Raw genomic sequence first — 19114 nt, forward strand, 5'->3', positions numbered from 1 at the left:
GCAACCAAAGGAACACATCTTGCTGGACGTGAACTTCTTCGAGCAGATCCAGATCGGCCTGGCCACTGCGGACGACATCCGCACGTGGAGCCACGGCGAGGTCAAGAAGCCGGAGACCATCAACTACCGCACGCTCAAGCCCGAGCGTGACGGCCTCTTCTGCGAGAAGATCTTCGGTCCCACCCGGGACTGGGAGTGCTACTGCGGCAAGTACAAGCGCGTGCGCTTCAAGGGCATCATCTGCGAGCGCTGTGGCGTCGAGGTCACCCGCTCCAAGGTCCGCCGTGAGCGCATGGGCCACATCGAGCTCGCCGCTCCCGTGACCCACATCTGGTACTTCAAGGGCGTCCCGTCGCGCCTGGGCTACCTGCTCGACCTGGCGCCGAAGGACCTCGAGAAGGTCATCTACTTCGCCGCCTACATGATCACCTCGGTCGACGAGGACTCGCGCCACCGCGACATGGACTCCCTGGAGAACAAGGTCGGCCTGGAGCGCGAGCGCCTGGAGAAGCGCCGCGACACCTCCGTGGAGGACCGCGCCAAGAAGCTCGAGGACGACCTCGCCACCCTCGAGGCCGAGGGTGCCAAGGCCGACGCCAAGCGCAAGGTGCGCGACGGTGCCGACCGCGAGATGAACCAGCTCCGCGACCGCGCCAACCGTGAGATCGCGCGTCTCGAGGAGGTCTGGGACACCTTCAAGAGCCTCAAGGTCCAGGACCTGCTCGGCGACGAGCTGCTCTACCGCGAGATGAAGACCTGGTTCGGCAAGTACTTCGAGGGCCACATGGGCGCCACGGCGATCCAGAAGCGCCTCCAGGACTTCGACATCGAGGCCGAGGTCGAGTCGCTGCGCGACACGATCGCCAACGGCAAGGGCCAGCGCAAGGTCCGCGCCCTCAAGCGCCTCAAGGTCGTCGACGCGTTCCGCAAGACCGGCAACCAGCCCATCGGCATGGTGCTCGACGCCGTCCCGGTGATCCCGCCGGACCTGCGTCCGATGGTCCAGCTCGACGGTGGCCGCTTCGCCACCTCCGACCTGAACGACCTCTACCGCCGCGTCATCAACCGCAACAACCGCCTCAAGCGACTGCTCGACCTCGGCGCGCCCGAGATCATCGTCAACAACGAGAAGCGGATGCTGCAGGAGGCCGTGGACAGCCTCTTCGACAACGGTCGTCGCGGTCGTCCGGTCACCGGCCCGGGCAACCGGCCGCTGAAGTCGCTCTCCGACATGCTCAAGGGCAAGCAGGGTCGCTTCCGCCAGAACCTGCTCGGCAAGCGCGTGGACTACTCGGGCCGTTCGGTCATCGTGTCTGGTCCGCAGCTCAAGCTGCACCAGTGCGGCCTGCCCAAGCAGATGGCGCTCGAGCTGTTCAAGCCGTTCGTCATGAAGCGCCTGGTCGACCTGTCGCACGCGCAGAACATCAAGTCCGCCAAGCGGATGGTCGAGCGCGCCCGCCCGGTCGTGTGGGACGTCCTCGAAGAGGTCATCACCGAGCACCCCGTGCTGCTCAACCGCGCGCCCACCCTGCACCGCCTCGGCATCCAGGCCTTCGAGCCGCAGCTGATCGAGGGCAAGGCCATCCAGATCCACCCGCTCGTGTGCGGCGCGTTCAACGCCGACTTCGACGGCGACCAGATGGCCGTGCACCTGCCGCTGTCCGCGGAGGCGCAGGCCGAGGCCCGCATCCTGATGCTGTCGACCAACAACATCCTCAAGCCGTCGGACGGCCGTCCGGTGACCATGCCCTCGCAGGACATGATCATCGGCCTGTTCTGGCTGACCGCCGACCGCGAGGGTGAGCCCGGCGAGGGCCGCGTGTTCTCCAGCCCGGCCGAGGCGATCATGGCCTTCGACCGTCGCGAGATCACGCTGCAGAGCAAGATCAGCATCCGCCTCACCGACGTGGTGCCGCCGCTCGACCTCGAGCTCGGCGCCGACTGGGAGGAGCGGACCGCTCTGCGGCTCGACACCACCCTCGGCCGTGTCCACTTCAACGACACGCTCCCGGCGGACTACCCGTTCGTCAACGAGGAGGTCGGCAAGAAGCGCCTCGGCTCGATCGTCAACGACCTCGCCGAGCGCTACACCAAGGTGCAGGTCGCTGCCTCGCTCGACGCCCTCAAGGACGCCGGCTTCCACTGGGCCACGCGCTCGGGTGTGACCGTCTCGATCGACGACGTCACCACCCCCGACAGCAAGGCCGAGATCCTGGCCCGCTACGAGGCGCAGGCCGAGAAGGTCCAGAAGAACTACGAGCGCGGTGTGATGACGGACGACGAGCGTCGTCAGGAGCTCATCGAGCTGTGGACCCAGGCTGCTGCCGAGGTCGGTCGCGCGATGGAGGCCAACTTCGACCGCAAGAACCCGATCTACATGATGGTCGACTCGGGTGCCTCCGGAAACATGAACCAGATCCGGCAGGTCGCGGCCATGCGTGGTCTGGTGGCCAACCCGAAGGGCGAGATCATCCCGCGCCCGATCAAGGCCAACTTCCGCGAGGGCCTGACGGTGCTCGAGTACTTCATCGCCACCCACGGTGCCCGCAAGGGTCTCGCCGACACCGCTCTCCGCACCGCCGACTCGGGTTACCTGACCCGTCGTCTGGTGGACGTGTCGCAGGACGTCATCATCCGTGAGGACGACTGCGGCACCGAGCGTGGCCTGCCCAAGCGGATCGACGACGAGCACGTCGAGACCTCGGCCTACGCCCGCTCCTCGGCGACCGAGATCCTCCACCCGGAGTCGGGTGAGGTGCTCGCCACCGCCGGCGAGGACCTGGGTGACGTCAAGATCGGTGAGCTCGTGGCCGCCGGTGTCACCGAGGTCAAGGTCCGCTCGGTCCTGACCTGCGACGCCCGCACCGGCACCTGTGCCAAGTGCTACGGCCGCTCGCTGGCCACCGGCAAGCTGGTCGACATCGGTGAGGCGGTCGGCATCATCGCCGCCCAGTCCATCGGTGAGCCCGGCACGCAGCTGACGATGCGCACGTTCCACACCGGTGGTGTGGCCTCCGCCGACGACATCACGCAGGGTCTGCCCCGTGTGGTCGAGCTCTTCGAGGCCCGCTCGCCCAAGGGTCGTACGCCGATCTCGGAGTCCGCCGGTCGCGTGAAGATCGAGGAGACCGACAAGGCCCGCGTCGTCGTGGTCACCCCCGACGACGGCTCCGAGGTCCAGGAGATCCCGGTGTCGAAGCGTTCGCGCCTCAACGTGGAGGACGGCGACCACATCAACGTCGGCCACCACATCACGTCCGGTACCCCCGACCCGCAGGACGTCCTGCGCATCCTCGGTGTCCGGAAGGCCCAGGAGCACCTCGTGGACGAGGTCCAGGAGGTCTACCGGTCGCAGGGCGTGGCGATCCACGACAAGCACATCGAGATCATCGTGCGGCAGATGCTGCGTCGCGTGACGGTCATCGAGTCCGGTGACACCAACCTGCTCCCGTCCGACCTGGTCGACCGGGTGCGGTTCGAGGAGGAGAACCGTCGCGTGGTCTCCGAGGGCGGCAAGCCGGCCTCGGGTCGCCCGGTCCTCATGGGCATCACGAAGGCCTCGCTCGCGACCGAGTCGTGGCTCTCGGCGGCCTCCTTCCAGGAGACCACCCGAGTGCTCACCGACGCCGCGATCAACGGCCGCTCCGACAGCCTCCGTGGCCTGAAGGAGAACGTGATCATCGGAAAGCTCATCCCGGCCGGCACCGGCCTCGAGCGCTACCGCAACATCCGGGTGGAGCCGACCGAGGAGGCGCGTGCCGCGGCCTACTCGGTCACCGGCTACGACTCCTACGACTACGACTTCGGTCCGTCGTCGCAGGCTGTCGCGCTCGACGACTTCGACTTCGGTTCCTACCAGAACTGATCGAGTCACCTCCGCGCCCCGGTCTCCCGCAAGGGAGGCCGGGGCGCGGTGCATTTCGGTGGATGCGGGACCGCCTGAGAGAATTCCCGGCGTGACGACCCCCTCCTCGCGCCCCACCTCCGCCGATGTGCTGGTGGTCGGCGCCGGCCCCGCCGGCTCGGCCGCCGCGGCGTGGGCCGCCCGTGCCGGGCTCGACGTCGTGCTGGCCGACGCGGCGACGTTCCCGCGCGACAAGACGTGCGGTGACGGGCTGACCCCGCGCGCGATCGGGGAGATGCAGAAGCTCGGCCTCGAGGACTGGCTGCGCGCCCACACCGTCAACGAGGGCCTGCGCGCCCACGGCTTCGGCCAGACGCTCCTGCTGCCGTGGCCGGGCGGCTCGCTGCCCGACTGGGGCTCGGCGGTCGCCCGCACCGAGCTCGACGACCACCTGCGCACGGTGGCGATCAAGAGCGGCGCGCGTGCCGTCGACGGCGCCCGCGCGGTCGGCGTACGCCGCGAGGGGGAGCGGGTCGCGGCGGTCGAGCTGCGCGACGCCGACGGCACCTACGAGGTCGCCTGCCAGTGGCTGGTCGTGGCCGACGGCGTCCGCTCGCCGCTCGGCAAGCTCCTCGGGCGCGAGTGGCACCGCGACACCGTCTACGCGGTGGCCGGTCGCTCCTACGTCGACTCGGAGATGAGCGACGACCCGTGGATCAGCTCGCACCTCGAGCTGCGCGACGACCAGGGCGAGCTGGTGACGGGCTACGGGTGGATCTTCCCGCTCGGCGACGGCACCGTGAACCTCGGCGCCGGCACGCTGGCGACGAGCCGACGGCCGGCCGAGGTCGCCATCAAGCCCCTGATGCAGACCTACGCCGACACGATCGGCGCCGACTTCGGGCTGTCGGGCGAGCTCCGGTCGCCGACCTCGGCGCTGCTCCCGATGGGTGGCGCGGTCAGCAACGTCGCCGGTCCCAACTGGGCCCTCATCGGCGACGCCGCCGCATGCGTCAACCCGCTCAACGGCGAGGGCATCGACTACGGCCTCGAGACCGGTCGCCTCGTCGCCGAGCACATCGCGAGCGGCGTCGGCCTCGGTGAGGCGTGGCGCTCGACGCTTGTGGAGCACTACGGCGAGGCGTTCTCCATCGCCCGCCGCCTCGCCGGGATCGCCACCCAGCCGACGGTCGTGTCGGCGCTCGGCCCGGTCGGGATGCGCTCGGACTGGCTGATGACGCTGGCCCTGCGCTGGATGGGCAACCTCGTCGACGACGCCGACCGCGACCGCGCGGCACGGGTCTGGCGCTGGGCCGGCCGCCGTTCCGTGGCGCGCGACGCCCGGCCACCCTTCGCGTGAGCCGGGAGCACACCTACCGGGCGGCCGTCGCGCTCGGTAGGGCCGGCATGCGCGCGCTCGGGATGCAGGTCACCGGCCTCGGTGCCGAGCACGTGCCGACCAAGGGCCCCGTGCTGCTCGCGGCCACGCACGTGTCGTACCCGGACTTCGTGTTCGTGCAGGACGCTGCCCGGTCGTCGGGCCGCTACATCCGGTTCATGACCCGCCACGACGTGTGGCAGGTGCCCGGCGTGGCGCGGGCGATGAGCGCGATGCGGCACGTCCCGGTCGACCGCGAGGCCCCGGCCGGGGCGTACGTCGTGGCGCGCCGGCTGCTGCGCGACGGAGAGGCGGTGTGTGCGTTCCCCGAGGCAGGGATCAGCTACTCCTACACCGTCCGGTCGCTGATGCGCGGGGTGGCGAGCCTGGCCCGGGAGACCGGCGTCCCCGTCGTTCCTGTGGCGCTGTGGGGCTCGCAGCGGGTCTACTCCGTCGGCATGCCCGACGGGCGCGGTCGCGAGCCGCGTCCCGACCTCACCCGCGGTCGTCGGATCGACGTCAGCTTCGGTCCGCCTCTGACGATCGGGCCCGACGACGACCTCACCGCGTGGACGCACCGGCTGGGCGCTGTGCTCACCGAGCAGCTCGAGGAGCTCCAGCAGCTGTCGCACCACCGGCCGCGGCCCGACGAGCACGCGCCGTGGTACCCCGCGCACCTCGGCGGGCACGCACCGACCCGCCTCGAGGCCGCCCACCTCGACGTGGTGCCGCGCGCCGCGGTCAGACCGACGTGGGGGCCGAGCCAGCCCGAGCCCGGCGGCGCGCCTCCAGCCAGCCGAGCGGGTTGGTGAACGGCTCGAGCACCCGCCGCACGGGCGGGCAGGCGAGGAAGAAGGTGAGGCCGACTGCGCCGATGACGGTCAGCACCAGGCCGATCGTCGGGTAGGCGGCTGTGAAGTCGGGCCAGCCCAGCGCCATGAACGTCTTGATGACGAAGCCGTGGAACAGGTAGATGACCATCGTGGCGCTGCCCATCGTGGTGAACCAGCCGAGGTTGCGCCGCGGCACCAGCGACATCGCCGAGAAGGCGCCGAGCAGCCCGACCATCATCACGGTGAGGCGGGTCTGGAAGACGATCTCGTTGTCGATCGGGATCTCGGAGTACCCGGTGTCGTACCAGAGCAGCGCCGACTCCGCCCAGGTGTCGGTGTAGAGCGCCATGATCCCGATGCCGACGAGCATCGGCACTGCCGCGATCTTCACCCACACGTCGTCGAGGTGCGCGAGGTGCCGGGGCTTGAGGTGCAGGCCGAGCACGAAGAACGGCAGCAGGCCGAGGAAGCGCGGGATCATCAGCGCCTCGGTGTCCCAGACCCCGCCGACCAGGCTGACGATCACCGACAGCGGCAGGAAGAGCCAGTGCAGCTTGAGGATCGGGGTGATCAGGCGCCACATCAGCAGCACGATGAGGTACCACATGGTCCAGTGCGGCTCGATCCACAGCGGTCCCGTGACGCCCTCGCCGACGACCTCGCGGCGGTAGTAGAACAGGGCCGGCTCGAACAGCAGGTAGGGGACCAGGAGCGTGTAGACCAGGCTCTTCATCCGGCGGCGGTCCCACTCGAAGGACTTCGAGAGGTAGCCGCTGACGAAGACGAAGGCCGGGATGTGCCACAGGTAGATGAAGTCGTAGACCCAGTGGCTGCCCGCGCTGGCCTCGACCAGCCCGATCGAGTGCCCCACGACGACCAGCGTGATCAGGACCATCTTGACGTTGTCGAGCCACGGATCTCGGGACGCGGGGGGCACGGCGCTCACCGTACTTCACTAGGTTGGGCGCATGGGATCCCTGCCGAGGCGACAGCGGGTGGCGGCGTACGCCGTCATCCTCCGCGAGCGCGGCGGTCGGGTCGAGATCCTGCTGAGCCGCCTCGCGCCGCGGGTCTCGCGCTCCGAGCTGTGGACCCTCCCGGGGGGCGGGGTCGACCACGGCGAGGACCCGCGCGACGCCCTGATCCGCGAGGTGCAGGAGGAGGCGGGCCTCGACGCCACGGTGGGGGACCGGGCCCGGGTCTACAGCGCCCACATGCCCCGCTCGCCCCGGGACGGGCAGCTCGTCGACGCCCACGCGATCCGGCTGGTCTACGAGGGCTGGGTGCCACCCGACGCGCCCACCCCGCGGGTGGTCGAGGTCGACGGCTCCACGGTCGAGGCCGCCTGGAAGGCGCTCGACGACGTCGCCTCGGGCGCCGTCCCGGTGTCGTCCGTCGTGACCGAGGCCCTCGTCGACCACCAGCCGTTCCGGCTTCAGCGCGTCGCGGCGTACGCCGTCGTCACCCGCTGCGCCGGAGGCGACAACGAAGTGCTCTTGACCCGGCTCTCGTCCACCGCCGCACACCCCGGGCGGTGGACGCTGCCCGGCGGGGGCGTGGACCACGGCGAGCACCCGTCGGTCGCGCTGGCCCGCGAGGTCGAGGAGGAGTGCGGGCTGCCGTGCGAGGTCGGCGCTCTGCTCGGCGTGCACGACACCCACTTCTCCGGCACCGCCCCGTCGGGGCGGATCGAGGACTACCACGGCGTGCACCTCGTCTACCGCGCGAGCGTCGCCGACGGGGAGCCGCGGGTGGTGGAGGTGGACGGCACCACCGACGCCGTCGCGTGGGTGCCCACGGCACGGATCGCATCGGGCGAGGTCGACGTGCTCGACGTCGTCACCTACGCGTTGGGAGCAGAGCGTGACTGAGAGCGTCTTCACCTACGCCGCACCCGGGCTGAAGTTCGGCCGCGGCGCCAGCGACGAGATCGGCTGGGACGTCCAGCAGCTGTGCCGCGACGTCCCGGGCGAGGCGGCGCGGCGGGTTCTGCTCGTCACCGACCCCGGCGTCGCTGCCACCGGGCACCCCGATCGGATCGCCGACGGCATGCGGTCCCGCGGTCTCGAGGTGGTGGTCTACGCCGAGGCCCGCGTGGAGCCGACCGATGCCTCCCTCGAGGCAGCCGTCGCCGCGGCTCGCGCGAGCGGTCCCTTCCACGCCGTGGTGGCGGTCGGGGGCGGCTCGTCCATCGACACCGCCAAGGCGGTCGACCTGATGCTGACCAACCCCGGCGAGCTGATGGACTACGTCAACGCCCCGGTCGGCGGCGGCCGGGCGCCCGAGCACCCGCTCCTGCCCCTCGTCGCCGTCCCGACGACCACCGGCACCGGAGCCGAGTCCACGACCATCTGCGTGCTCGACGTCCTGGCGCTCGAGGTGAAGACCGGCATCTCCCACGCCCGGTTGCGGCCCACCCTCGCCGTCGTCGACCCCGACCTGACCATGACGCAGCCCGCGATGGTGACAGCGTCGGCGGGCATGGACATCCTCTGCCACGCGCTCGAGAGCTGGACGGCGCGGTGGTTCGCCGACTTCGACGCCAAGCAGCCCGAGCAGCGGGTGCCCTACTGCGGCGCCAACCCCATCGCCGACATGTGGGCCGAGAAGTCCCTGTCGCTCCTCGCCGGAGCGTTCCGGCGCGCGGTCCGCGACGGCTCCGACGTCGAGGCGCGCGAGCAGATGGCCCTCGCCGCCACCTTCGCCGGGCTGGGCTTCGGCAACGCCGGCGTCCACGTGCCGCACGCCTGCGCCTACCCGATCGCCGGCCGGGTCCGCGACTACCGCCCCGAGGGCTATCCCGCGGACGAGCCGATCGTCCCGCACGGGATGGCCGTCGTGATGACCGCGCCCGCCGCCTTCGCGTTCCTCCACGACGCGGCGCCCGAGCGCCACCGCCGTGCGGCCGAGCTCCTCGGCGGCACCGGCGAGCCGCTCCCCGACGTGCTGCGCCGGCTGATGCGGGACGTCGGCCTGCCGAGCGGCCTGGCCGAGCTCGGCTTCGGCCAGGCCGACGTCGACGACCTGGTCGAGGGGGCGCTCAAGCAGCAGCGCCTGCTCGCCACCGCACCCGTGGAGGTCACGGCCGAGGACCTGGCCACCGTGTTCCAGGAGTCCCTCGAGCACTGGTGACCCCGCCTCCGGGCGGCGACGCGCGAGGAATGAGTGGCCGCCCCGCCGGTCACTAGGATGGGGGCATGAACCCCCGCCACCGTCGACTCGTGATCCCGGTGGCGCTGGGGGCACTGATCCTCATCGTCGTCCTCGCCGCCGTCCTGTGAGCACTCCTGCGGAGGCAGGGCTCGCCACCGTCCGCTCGGCGATCCTCGACGCCGACCACTTGGTGCGCGCGCTCGCGAGCGGTCGGCGCAAGGGCCACCCGGTGCCCGTCGTGGAGGGACGCGAGGTGCGTCGAGTCGAGCTGCGGGTCGTCGACCTGCGGGCCGGGCGCCACCTGCAGGTGACGTCGTACGACGCCACGCAGGCGCACACCACCAACCACCTCGTGGGCGAGGCGGCCGAGGCGGCGGTGGACGCGCTGCTCGCGGAGCCGTTCGCCAACTGGCACGTCGACACCGCCACCGAGACCCACCAGCTGCGGGTGACCAAGAAGGGCGTGCCGCTGCTGCACACCTCGACGCGCACCGACGAGGTCGCGCCGTCCCGGGGTCACGACCGGCCCAAGGACCGGCTGCTCGCCGAGGACCACCCGGTGCTCGTCGCGCTCGGGATCAGCGACGCGCAGGGGCGGGTCAAGCCGACCCGGCAGGCGAAGTACCGCCAGGTGGAGGAGTTCGTCCGGCTGCTCGACGCGAGCCTCACCGAGGCCGTCGCGCAGGGGCGGGTGCGCACCCCGACCGCTGACGACCCGCTGCGGGTGGTCGACCTGGGCTGCGGCAACGCCTACCTCACGTTCGCCGCCCACGCCTACCTGTCCGACCGCCTCCCGGTGCGGGTCACCGGCGTCGACGTCAAGCAGCAGTCCGCCGACCACAACGCGCGCGTCGCGGCCGACCTCGGCATCGACGCGGACTTCGTCGTCGGGTCGATCGCCGATGCCCGGCTCGACCAGGCGCCCGACGTCGTGCTCGCCCTGCACGCCTGCGACACCGCGACCGACGACGCCCTCGGACGCGCGCTGGAGTGGGAGGCCCCTCTGGTCCTCGCCGCCCCCTGCTGCCACCACCACATCGCCGCCCAGCTCCGCACGACGGACGTGCCCGAGCCCTACGCGATGATCACCCGCCACGGCATCCTGCGCGAGCGCTTCGCCGACACCCTCACCGACGCCCTCCGCGCCGCGCTGCTGCGCCGGGAGGGTTATCGCGTCGACGTCGTCGAGTTCGTCGAGAGCGCCCACACGCCGCGCAACACGCTGCTGCGGGCGGTGCGCACCGGGGCCGACGGCTCCGACGCCGCTCGCGAGTACGACGACCTGCTCGCCGCCTGGGCCGTGAAGCCCCGGCTCGGCGAGCTGCTCGGCCCGTGACCGGGCGTTGACCCGGCGCTGACCCAGCGGAGGATCAGCCGGTGAAGAGCGCCGAGGCCTTCACCAGCGTCTGCCACAGGCCGTAGGCCAGGGGGATGCCCACGAGCAGCCAGGCGAGGGCGATCAGCAACGGGCTCGTCGTGGCCGGGTCGGTGGTCGGGGCAGGGCTGGTGTTCGCGTCGGTGCTCATCGGGTGGCCCCCAGTCGGTCGGAGATGCGGTCCTCGTTGGCCGCGTGCGCGTCGTGGTCGAAGTGGGTGTCCGAGACGGGTCTGATCATCAGGTTGGCCACGAACCCGACGGCGAGCACGCCGGCCATCGTCAGCAGCGCGGGCCGGTAGTCGGCCGCGACCAGCGAGCCGGGTTCGCCGGCCTGGTCGAGGAACCCGTTGACGATGAGGGGGCCGGCGACGCCCGCGGCGGCCCACGCGGTCAGCAGGCGCCCGTGCACGGCGCCCACCTCGAGGGTCCCGAAGAGGTCCTTCAGGTAGGCAGGCACGGTCGCGAACCCACCGCCGTAGTAGGAGATGATCACGGCCGCGAGCGCGACGAACACGAAGGTGCTGGAGCTGCCGAACAGTGCCAGCAGCAGGTAGAGCACGAGTCCGACGCCGAGGTACATCACGTACGTGCCCCTGCGCCCGATCCGGTCGGACAGGCTCGACCAGACGAACCGGCCGATCATGTTGGCCAGCGACAGCACGCCGACGAAACCGGCCGCGGACGCGGCCGAGATCGAGCTGACCCCGTCGACCCGGAAGAAGTCCTGGATCATCGGTGCGGCCTGCTCGAGGATGCCGATCCCGGCGGTGACGTTGCAGAAGAGCACGACCCACAGGAGCCAGAACTGAGGGGTCCGGACGGCATTCGACGCGCGCACGAGAGCGCCGTTGGTGCCGGGAGAGTGCTCGGCAGTCTGGTCGTCACCATGGCCGGGTGGCACCCGGATCAGGGCGGCGCCGATCAGCATGAACACGGTGTAGACCACGCCGAGCGTGACGAAGGTCTGCGACAGGGCCGATGCCGACGCCACCGCACCGGGCTCGGTGGGCACGAAGCCGGGGTCGAAGGCGCCCATCAACCGGTTGGAGAGTGGTGAGGCGATGAGTGCGCCGCCACCGAAGCCCATGATCGCCAGGCCTGTCGCCAGTCCCGGCCGGTCGGGGAACCACTTGATGAGCGTCGAGACCGGTGAGATGTAGCCGATGCCGAGGCCGATGCCGCCGATGACGCCGTAGCCGAGGTACAGCAGCCACAGCTGGCCGGTCGCGATGCCGGCCGCGCCGACGAAGAAGCCCGTGCCCCAGCAGAGGGCGGCCGCGAGCATCGCCTTGCGGGGCCCGGACCGCTCCACCCAGGTGCCGAGCACCGCGGCGGAGAGCCCGAGCATCACGATCGCGAGCGAGAACACCCACCCGATCGCGGTCAGGCTGGTGTCGAAGTCGGCCACCAAGGAGTTCTTGAAGACCGAGAACGCGTAGACCTGGCCGATGGAGAGGTGGACAGCCAGAGCGGCCGGCGGGATCAGCCAACGGCTGTAGCCCGGACCGGCGACGATGGCCTGCTTGTCGAGGCGCGACATGCGCATCCTTTCCCGAGATGACCCGCGTCACGTTACGGACGGGTGGTCGACCTGTCCCCACACCTGAGGAGGAGGCGCGGCGAGTGGTCGTCCGGGTAGGACGAACGGCCCACGGCTACGGTGTCGGGGTGAAGGGGACGCATCTGCTGCTGGGTGCGGTCGTGACCGTCCCGTTCCTCGTCGGTGCCGCTGCCGGCGTTCCGGACGCGGCGGACGAGGTGGCCTTCCGGTTCACCGACCCCGACATCGTCGAGTCCAGCGGGCTGGTCGCCGTGGACGGCCTCGTCGTGACCACCAACGACTCCGGCGACTCGGGCCGGGTCTTCGCCGTCGACCCCGCCACCGGCGCCACGGTCGGCATCACCAGGTGGGCGACCGATCCCGAGGACGTGGAGGCCCTGGCCCCCGCCGGCCCGGGCCACGTGTGGGTCGCCGACATCGGCGACAACCAGCACGCCCGCGCGTCGGTGTCGGTGCTCCGCGTGCCGGTCGGGCGCGGCGACCGCGACGTCGTGGCGGAGGCCTACGAGCTCGTCTACCCCGACGGCGCGCGCGACGCCGAGGCGCTGGTCAGCCACCCCGTGACCGGCCAGCTCTTCCTTGTCTCCAAGGGCGTCTTCTCCGGCACGGTGTACGCCGCCCCGCATCGGCTGCGCGCCGACCGGCCCAACCGCCTGACCGAGGTCGGCCAGGCGCCGGGCATCGTCACGGACGCCACCTTCCTGCCGGGCGGCGGAGGGGTGGTCATGCGCACCTACACGACGGCCCACCTGTCGGCGTTCCCGTCGTGGCAGGGCGTCGAGTCGTGGCCGCTGCCCGACCAGGACCAGGGCGAGGGCATCGCCCTCGCCGGGGACGAGCTGCTGGTCAGCACCGAGGGAGCCCGCTCCCAGGTGCTCCGGGTCGGCCTGCCGGCGTCCGCCGGCGCGACCGACCTGCTTTCGCCCGCGTGGACCAGCCTGCGCTGGCTCTCGACGGCGTACGGCCTGCCGCTGCCCGCTGGTTGAGGAGGTCGCGGAGCGACCGTCACGAAGCCTCAGGCGAGGGCCGCGTCGAGCGCGGCCTGGACGTGCAGCGTCGTGCAGGGGAAGACCGGCAGCTCGACGTCGGCCTGCTTGACCAGCAGCTCGAGCTCGGTGCACCCGAGCAGCACGCCGCCGGCGCCGGCGTCCCACAGCTCCTCGATGATCGACACGACCCGGCCGCGCGTGCGGGGGAGCACGACACCGTGGACCAGCTCCTCGTAGATCGCGTCGTTGAGGAAGTCGTGGTGGGAGGTGTCGGGCACCACGACCGACAGGCCGTGGGCCTCCAGGCGGTCGACGAAGAACGGCTCAGACATCGCGACCTTGGTGCCGATCAGCCCGACGGTCTCGACCCCCGCGGCCTTGACCGCCTCCGCGACGACGTCGCCGAGGTGGAGCAGCGGGATGCCGACGGCCTCCTCGACCTGGTCGGCGACCTTGTGGAACGTCGTGGTGCACAGCAGCAGGAAGTCGGCACCGGCCCGCTCGACCCCGCGGGCGGCGTCGGCGAGGAGCGCCCCCACCTGGTCCCAGCGCTCGTCGTCCTCGAGGTGGGTGACCTCGGCGAAGTCGACCGTCGTGAGCGCCAGCCTGGGTGAGGACAGCCCGCCGAGGCGCTCCCGCATCCCGAGGTTGAGGTCGCGGTAGTAGACCGCGCTGCTCTCCCAGCTCATGCCGCCGACGAGTCCGATGGTCTTCACGCGCGGCAGTCTTCCATGCACACGCCCGCGCCCGCCGCCGTCTCGCCTGCTGCGCAGACGTCCGGCGACGGGCCCGGGCGTCAGGAGCGGTGGACCTTGTGTGCCGCAGCTTGGGCACGCGGCTTGATCACCAGCTCGTCGATGTCGACGTGCGAGGGCCGGGTGGCCACCCACGTGATGGCGTCGGCGACGTCCTCGGCCAGCAGCGGCTGGTCGACGCCGGCGTACACCGCGTCGGCCTTCTCCTGGTCGCCGTCGAAGCGCACGAGCGAGAACTCGTCGGTCCGGACCATCCCGGGGGCGACCTCGCTGATGCGCACCGGCTCGCCGTTGAGCTCGAGCCGCAGCGTCTCGGTCACCACCTTCACGCCGTGCTTGGCGGCGGTGTAGCCCGCGCCGCCCTCGTAGGCCCAGCGCCCGGCCGTCGACCCGACGTTGACGATCACCGCGTCGCCGCTGGCGCGGAGGGCGGGCAGCAGCGCCTTGGTCACCCGGACGAGGCCGAGGACGTTCACGTCGTACATCCAGCGCCAGGCGTCGAGGTCGGCCCCGTCGACCCGATCGACCCCGACGGCGCCGCCGGCGTTGTTGACCAGCACGTGGCAGGCCGGCACCGCCGCGGCGAGCGCGTCGACCGACGCCTGGTCGGTGATGTCGCACGTGATGGCCTCGCCCCCGATCTCGGCGGCGAGGTCCTCGATGCGGTCGGTGCGGCGGGCGGCGCAGACGACGCGGAAGCCCGCCGCCGCCAGGGCGCGGGCCGTCGCGGCACCGATGCCGCTCGAGGCCCCGGTCACGACGGCGGTGCGGGGCTGGGTGCTGTCAGTGCTCATGCGGCCATCCTGCCAAGATGTGCCCGTGATCTTCGCGGCGGCCGACGGTTCGGCACTCGGCAACCCCGGCCCGGCCGGCTGGGCGTGGTACGTCGACGACGACTGCTGGGCGTCCGGCGGCTGGCCGCGCGGCACCAACAACATGGGCGAGCTGATGGCGGTCCTCGACCTCCTCCAGCAGACGGCGCACGTCGACGACGAGCTGCACGTGTTCTGCGACAGCAAGTACGTCATCGACTCCGTCACCAAGTGGATGCCGGGCTGGAAGCGCAAGGGCTGGAAGAAGAGCGACGGCAAGCCCGTGCTCAACGTCGAGCTGATGAAGGCCCTCGACGCTGCCATGGACGGCCGGCGCGACAGGGTCCGCTTCGAGTGGGTCAAGGGCCACGCCGGCCACGAGCTCAACGAGGCGGCCGACAAGCGCGCCAACGCCGCTGCGTCCGCCTACCAGCGCGGTGTGGAGCCCGATGCCGGGCCGGGCTTCGCCGGCAGCAGCACCGCCCACCCCGCCGCGACGGTCGGGCAGGTCGAGCAGGAGCCCGACCTGTTCAGCGACCTCGCCGACCAGGCCGGGCAGGTGGAGTCGACCGACGAGGAGCACGTCGTCGCGATGGAGCGGGCGCTGCTGAGCGACGAGGTGCGCGGCGACCGGGCCGCCGTCGCGGGCCTGCTCCACCCGCAGTGGCAGGAGGTCGGGCGCTCGGGTCGCTTGTGGACCCGCGACGACCTGCTCGCCGAGGTCGGCCCGATCGAGCCGGTCAGCCTCGACGTGGTGTCGGTCGAGCGGGTCGACCGCGACACGATCCTGCTCCTCTGGCGCGCGCTGGCAGACGAACGGTCGACGCTGCGCAGCAGCCTCTGGGTGCGCGCCGGCGGACAGTGGCAGCAGCGCTTCCACCAGGGCACCGACGAGCCCTGACGGACCGGCCCGAGGGTCTGCTCGACGGCCCCAGGACCGCCCATCGGGGTGAGACGTGGCACACTCGCCCGATGCCTCCTGCGAAGCTCGCTGCGTCGCTCGCTGTCCTGGGCGGCGTGCTGTGGATCCTGCACGCGCTGCTCGGCGGCGGCGACGGTTCCGTCCTCGACGTCCTGCACGGCATCGGCCTCGCGTGCCTGATGGCAGCGTCTGCCGTCTTCGGAACCACGCTCGTGAAGGGCGACGCGGTGGCCGTGCGCGCCGTCGTCGGCGTCGCGTCCGCCCTCCTGGCGCTGTCGGTCATCGAGGCGTTCCGGCCCGACGGCGCGTCCTGGTACGACGGCTTCTGGGGCGTCGTAGCGGTGGTCCTCGGGGGGCTCGCGCTCGCACGCGGCCGGGGCCGCTCGGCCAGCCGTCGCCCGGCCGGCGCCCACGCCCGCTGACCCGCGGGAATTCACGAGGGAATCCCAGCGGACCTCCCGGGGTTGTGCCTGAGATGCCCTGACCAGGGCACGCAGTCGAGGTCTCGAGGAGGCAACGTGGGCGAGCGGGTCGCGATGATCAGCCTGCACACCTCACCGCTGGACCAGCCCGGGACGGGCGACGCCGGCGGGATGAACGTCTACGTGATCGAGCTCTCGCGACGCCTGGCCGCCCAGGGCATCGCGGTCGACGTCTTCACGCGGGCCACCTCCTCGTCCCTCCCGCAGGTCGTCGAGGCCGCCGACGGTGTGCTCGTGCGCCACGTCGCAGCCGGCCCGTTCGAGGGGCTCACCAAGGGCGAGCTGCCCGGTCAGCTCTGCACCTTCGCGCGCGAGGTGCTGCGCACGGAGGCGATGCAGCCCCTGGGGCACTACGACGCGGTCCACTCCCACTACTGGCTCTCCGGTCAGGTCGGCGCGCTCGCCCGGGACCGGTGGAACGTCCCCCTCGTGCACTCGATGCACACCATGGCCAAGGTCAAGAACGAGGCGCTGGCCGACGGCGACACCCCCGAGCCCGTGTCCCGCGTGATCGGCGAGGAGCAGGTGGTGGAGGCCGCCGACCTCCTCGTCGCCAACACCGACACCGAGGCCCGCCAGCTCATCGACCTCTACGACGCCAGCCCCGACGCCGTCGAGGTGATCCACCCCGGCGTCGACCTCTCGGTCTTCGCCCCGCGTGGCCGGGCGGCGGCCCGCCGCGAGCTCGGCCTGCCCGAGGACGCGGCCGTGCTCCTGTTCGCCGGCCGGATCCAGCCGCTCAAGGCACCCGACGTGCTGCTCCGCTCGGTCGCGGTGCTGCTCGAGCAGGACCCGTCCCTGCGGCACCGGCTCGTCGTACCCGTGGTGGGCGGACCGTCCGGCTCCGGGCTCGAGCACCCCACGGCCCTGGCCGACCTGGCGACCGGCCTCGGCATCGACGACGTGGTGCGGTTCGTCCCGCCGGTCAGCCAGGCCGAGCTGGCCGTGTGGACGTCGGCCGCCACCGCGGTCGCGGTCCCGTCCTACAACGAGTCGTTCGGCCTCGTCGCCGTCGAGGCCCAGGCGACCGGCACCCCGGTGGTGGCCGCCGCGGTCGGCGGTCTCACCACGGTGGTGCGCGACGGGGTGAGCGGCATCCTCGTCGACACCCACGAGCCCCGTGACTGGGCCGCCAGCCTGCGCCGCCTGATCGACGACCCGGAGCTGGTCGAGCGGCTCGGCCGCGGCGCCGTGGCCCACGCGCAGGACTTCTCGTGGGAGCGCACTGCCGCCCGCACGCTGGACGCCTACGAGCGTGCCAGCGGGCGCATGCGTGCTGAGATGGCCTCATGAGCGCCACGTCCCCGTCTGCCACCGCGACGGCCGTCGACGCCGTCCGCGACTACCTCGTCGCCAACGAGATCGAGCACGACGAGACCGCCCGCGAGGGCGTCGAGGGCGCGCGTTTCTCGCTGACGCTGCCGGGGGAGAAGAAGCTCCAGACGCCCGTGCGCCTCGACGTCGGCGCCCACGCGCTGGGCGTGCACGCCTTCGTGTGCCGCAATCCCGACGAGAACCACGCGCGGGTCCACCGCTGGCTGCTGGAGCGCAACCTCAGGATGTACGCCGTCTCGTTCGCCGTCGACCGCCACGGCGACATCTACCTCGAGGCGCGGCTGCCACTGGCTTCGGTCGACCCCGACGAGCTCGACCGCATCCTCGGCTCCGTGCTCGCGAACGCCGACGAGTCGTTCAACGCGATCCTGGAGCTCGGGTTCGCCACGTCCATCCGCAAGGAGTGGGAGTGGCGGATCTCCCGCGGCGAGTCGACCCGCAACCTCGAGGCGTTCCGCGGCTGGCTCGAGGCCTAGGGCGTGTCCCTCAAGTCCATGGCCTGCTGTGCGGCGTCATGAACGCACGCTGGCTACGTTGTCGTCAGTCGCCATGGCTCCGCCATGTCTCCCTCCTCCGCCTTGCCATCGCACGCCCCTGACGCCGCTCGCGAGGGCCGAGACTTGAGAGACACGCCCTAGCGCGCCACCCGCGGCTTCCGGCGCGTCATCAGCACGCCGACGATGGCCAGCGCGCCGCCGACGAAGCTCAGGGTCGGCGGCACCTCGTTGATGGTCAGCCACGCCACGAGCGTGGCGATGCCCGGCACGAGGAACGTCGTCAGCGACAGGGCTCCGGCGTCGGTGTGGGTGAGCGCGTAGGCCCACGTCGTGAAGGCGACGGCGGTGGGGAACACGCCCAGGTAGACGATCCACCACAGCTCGGCGCCCCCGTTGGCGACGATGCCCGGGAGGTCGCTGGAGAAGGGCAGGCAGATGAGCGCGCCCATCACGAACGAGACGAACACGACCTGCACGGACGGCAGCCGGCGCAGCAGGACCTTCTGGGTCAGCACCCCGACGGCGTACATCACCGCGGCGACGAGCACGAGGCCCACTCCGAGGAGGCTGGCGTCGGCGTCGGTCGAGGACCCGCGGGCGATGACCGCGACGCCGGCGAAGCCGACGAGCATGCCACCGAGCAGCCACCCGTGCATCCGCTCGCCGAACAGCGGGACCGCGAGCAGGGCGACGATGACCGGGCCGATCTGGATGATCATCGCGGCGGTGCCGGCGTCGACGTGGCGCTCGCCGGCGTTGAGGGCCAGGTTGTAGATGCCGAACCAGCCGATGCCGCCGGCCGCCAGCAGGGTCCACTCACGACGGGTGGGGCGCACCCAGCCGCGGCGCAGCACCAGCGGCAGCACCACCAGCGCGGCGACCAGCAGGCGACCCGATCCGAGCGCCCCGGGGCTGACGTCGTGCGCCACGTGCCGGATCACCACGAACGCCGACGCCCACATGACCAGCGTGACGGCGCCGGCGGCGACCGGCAGCCACGGGGCGGGGGAGGTCGTGGTGGGCTCGCTCGCGGCGGTCGGGGTCGTGGTCGTCACAAGTCAAGGCTAGGTACGGTCATGACTCGCCGCCAGCGCTTTTCGGACGTCGTACGCCGACATCCCGTCACCCCTCAGAGATCGGAGATCTCGACACGTCCCTCGCTGCCCAGCGCGGCGC

Annotated in this window: 17 protein-coding genes; 11 read left to right on the forward strand and 6 right to left on the reverse strand. The window is 71.7% G+C overall.

All coding sequences use genetic code 11. The annotated features are described in order from the left end of the window. The first annotated feature begins 19 nt into the window (after window positions 1–19). The 3 genes from AC1DP1_RS12320 (at window position 20) to AC1DP1_RS12330 (ending at window position 6034) form a co-directional block, all read left to right on the forward strand. Window positions 20–3865 carry a DNA-directed RNA polymerase subunit beta' gene (locus AC1DP1_RS12320; RefSeq protein ID WP_477507092.1) on the forward strand — a complete coding sequence of 1282 codons (3846 nt, stop codon included), beginning with the start codon at window positions 20–22 and terminating at the stop codon, window positions 3863–3865. 91 nt (window positions 3866–3956) lie between these two features. Further along, window positions 3957–5204, forward strand: coding sequence for a geranylgeranyl reductase family protein (locus AC1DP1_RS12325; RefSeq protein WP_477507093.1), 1248 nt, complete (start codon window positions 3957–3959; stop codon window positions 5202–5204). Then, entirely contained in the window at window positions 5201–6034 is an 834-nt protein-coding gene (locus tag AC1DP1_RS12330) for a lysophospholipid acyltransferase family protein (RefSeq protein ID WP_477507094.1), read from the forward strand. Before AC1DP1_RS12325 ends, AC1DP1_RS12330 begins: the two co-directional genes overlap by 4 nt. Here the strand turns inward: AC1DP1_RS12330 and AC1DP1_RS12335 are convergent. After that, on the reverse strand, window positions 5964–6992 hold the full coding sequence (locus tag AC1DP1_RS12335; protein WP_457185829.1) for an acyltransferase family protein: 1029 nt from the start codon (window positions 6990–6992) through the stop codon (window positions 5964–5966). The genes AC1DP1_RS12330 and AC1DP1_RS12335 overlap by 71 nt on opposite strands. A gap of 31 nt (window positions 6993–7023) precedes the next feature. On the opposite strand from AC1DP1_RS12335, the gene AC1DP1_RS12340 reads away from it, so the two are divergent. The 3 genes from AC1DP1_RS12340 (at window position 7024) to AC1DP1_RS12350 (ending at window position 10544) form a co-directional block, all read left to right on the forward strand. Next, entirely contained in the window at window positions 7024–7926 is a 903-nt protein-coding gene (locus AC1DP1_RS12340; RefSeq protein ID WP_477507095.1) for an NUDIX domain-containing protein, read from the forward strand. Beyond that, a complete protein-coding gene (locus AC1DP1_RS12345) occupies window positions 7919–9187 on the forward strand; it encodes a hydroxyacid-oxoacid transhydrogenase (protein ID WP_477507096.1) in 1269 nt (422 codons plus the stop codon). Before AC1DP1_RS12340 ends, AC1DP1_RS12345 begins: the two co-directional genes overlap by 8 nt. Window positions 9188–9332: 145 nt before the next feature. Continuing rightward, complete coding sequence (locus AC1DP1_RS12350) at window positions 9333–10544, forward strand: class I SAM-dependent methyltransferase (protein ID WP_477507097.1); 1212 nt, start codon at window positions 9333–9335, stop codon at window positions 10542–10544. Between the two features lie 34 nt (window positions 10545–10578). Here AC1DP1_RS12350 and AC1DP1_RS12355 read toward each other — a convergent pair whose 3' ends face one another. Both AC1DP1_RS12355 and AC1DP1_RS12360 read right to left on the reverse strand, forming a co-directional pair. Then, entirely contained in the window at window positions 10579–10734 is a 156-nt protein-coding gene (locus tag AC1DP1_RS12355; RefSeq protein WP_457185837.1) for an MFS transporter small subunit, read from the reverse strand. Further along, a complete protein-coding gene (locus tag AC1DP1_RS12360; protein WP_477507098.1) occupies window positions 10731–12125 on the reverse strand; it encodes an OFA family MFS transporter in 1395 nt (464 codons plus the stop codon). The genes AC1DP1_RS12355 and AC1DP1_RS12360 overlap by 4 nt, the downstream gene beginning before the upstream one ends. A gap of 128 nt (window positions 12126–12253) precedes the next feature. On the opposite strand from AC1DP1_RS12360, the gene AC1DP1_RS12365 reads away from it, so the two are divergent. Next, window positions 12254–13132, forward strand: coding sequence for a hypothetical protein (locus AC1DP1_RS12365; protein ID WP_477507099.1), 879 nt, complete (start codon window positions 12254–12256; stop codon window positions 13130–13132). Between the two features lie 29 nt (window positions 13133–13161). Here the strand turns inward: AC1DP1_RS12365 and AC1DP1_RS12370 are convergent, their stop codons facing one another. Both AC1DP1_RS12370 and AC1DP1_RS12375 read right to left on the reverse strand, forming a co-directional pair. After that, complete coding sequence (locus tag AC1DP1_RS12370; protein ID WP_477507100.1) at window positions 13162–13851, reverse strand: aspartate/glutamate racemase family protein; 690 nt, start codon at window positions 13849–13851, stop codon at window positions 13162–13164. An 80-nt stretch (window positions 13852–13931) separates the two neighbouring features. Beyond that, window positions 13932–14684: an SDR family NAD(P)-dependent oxidoreductase gene (locus AC1DP1_RS12375; RefSeq protein ID WP_457185845.1), complete on the reverse strand. Its 753-nt coding sequence runs from the start codon at window positions 14682–14684 to the stop codon at window positions 13932–13934. 25 nt (window positions 14685–14709) lie between these two features. Here AC1DP1_RS12375 and AC1DP1_RS12380 point away from each other — a divergent pair, with 25 nt between their 5' ends. The 4 genes from AC1DP1_RS12380 (at window position 14710) to AC1DP1_RS12395 (ending at window position 17917) form a co-directional block, all read left to right on the forward strand. After that, complete coding sequence (locus AC1DP1_RS12380) at window positions 14710–15603, forward strand: RNase H family protein (protein ID WP_477507101.1); 894 nt, start codon at window positions 14710–14712, stop codon at window positions 15601–15603. A gap of 71 nt (window positions 15604–15674) precedes the next feature. Further along, complete coding sequence (locus AC1DP1_RS12385) at window positions 15675–16046, forward strand: hypothetical protein (protein WP_477507102.1); 372 nt, start codon at window positions 15675–15677, stop codon at window positions 16044–16046. Between the two features lie 96 nt (window positions 16047–16142). Continuing rightward, complete coding sequence (gene mshA / locus AC1DP1_RS12390) at window positions 16143–17399, forward strand: D-inositol-3-phosphate glycosyltransferase (protein WP_477507103.1); 1257 nt, start codon at window positions 16143–16145, stop codon at window positions 17397–17399. After that, window positions 17396–17917 carry a type III secretion system chaperone family protein gene (locus AC1DP1_RS12395; protein ID WP_477507104.1) on the forward strand — a complete coding sequence of 174 codons (522 nt, stop codon included), beginning with the start codon at window positions 17396–17398 and terminating at the stop codon, window positions 17915–17917. Before mshA ends, AC1DP1_RS12395 begins: the two co-directional genes overlap by 4 nt. A 158-nt stretch (window positions 17918–18075) precedes the next feature. Here the strand turns inward: AC1DP1_RS12395 and AC1DP1_RS12400 are convergent, their stop codons facing one another. After that, complete coding sequence (locus AC1DP1_RS12400; RefSeq protein WP_477507105.1) at window positions 18076–18993, reverse strand: DMT family transporter; 918 nt, start codon at window positions 18991–18993, stop codon at window positions 18076–18078. Between the last annotated feature and the right edge of the window lie 121 nt (window positions 18994–19114).

The organism is Nocardioides sp. P4_G10 (assembly GCF_056401175.1).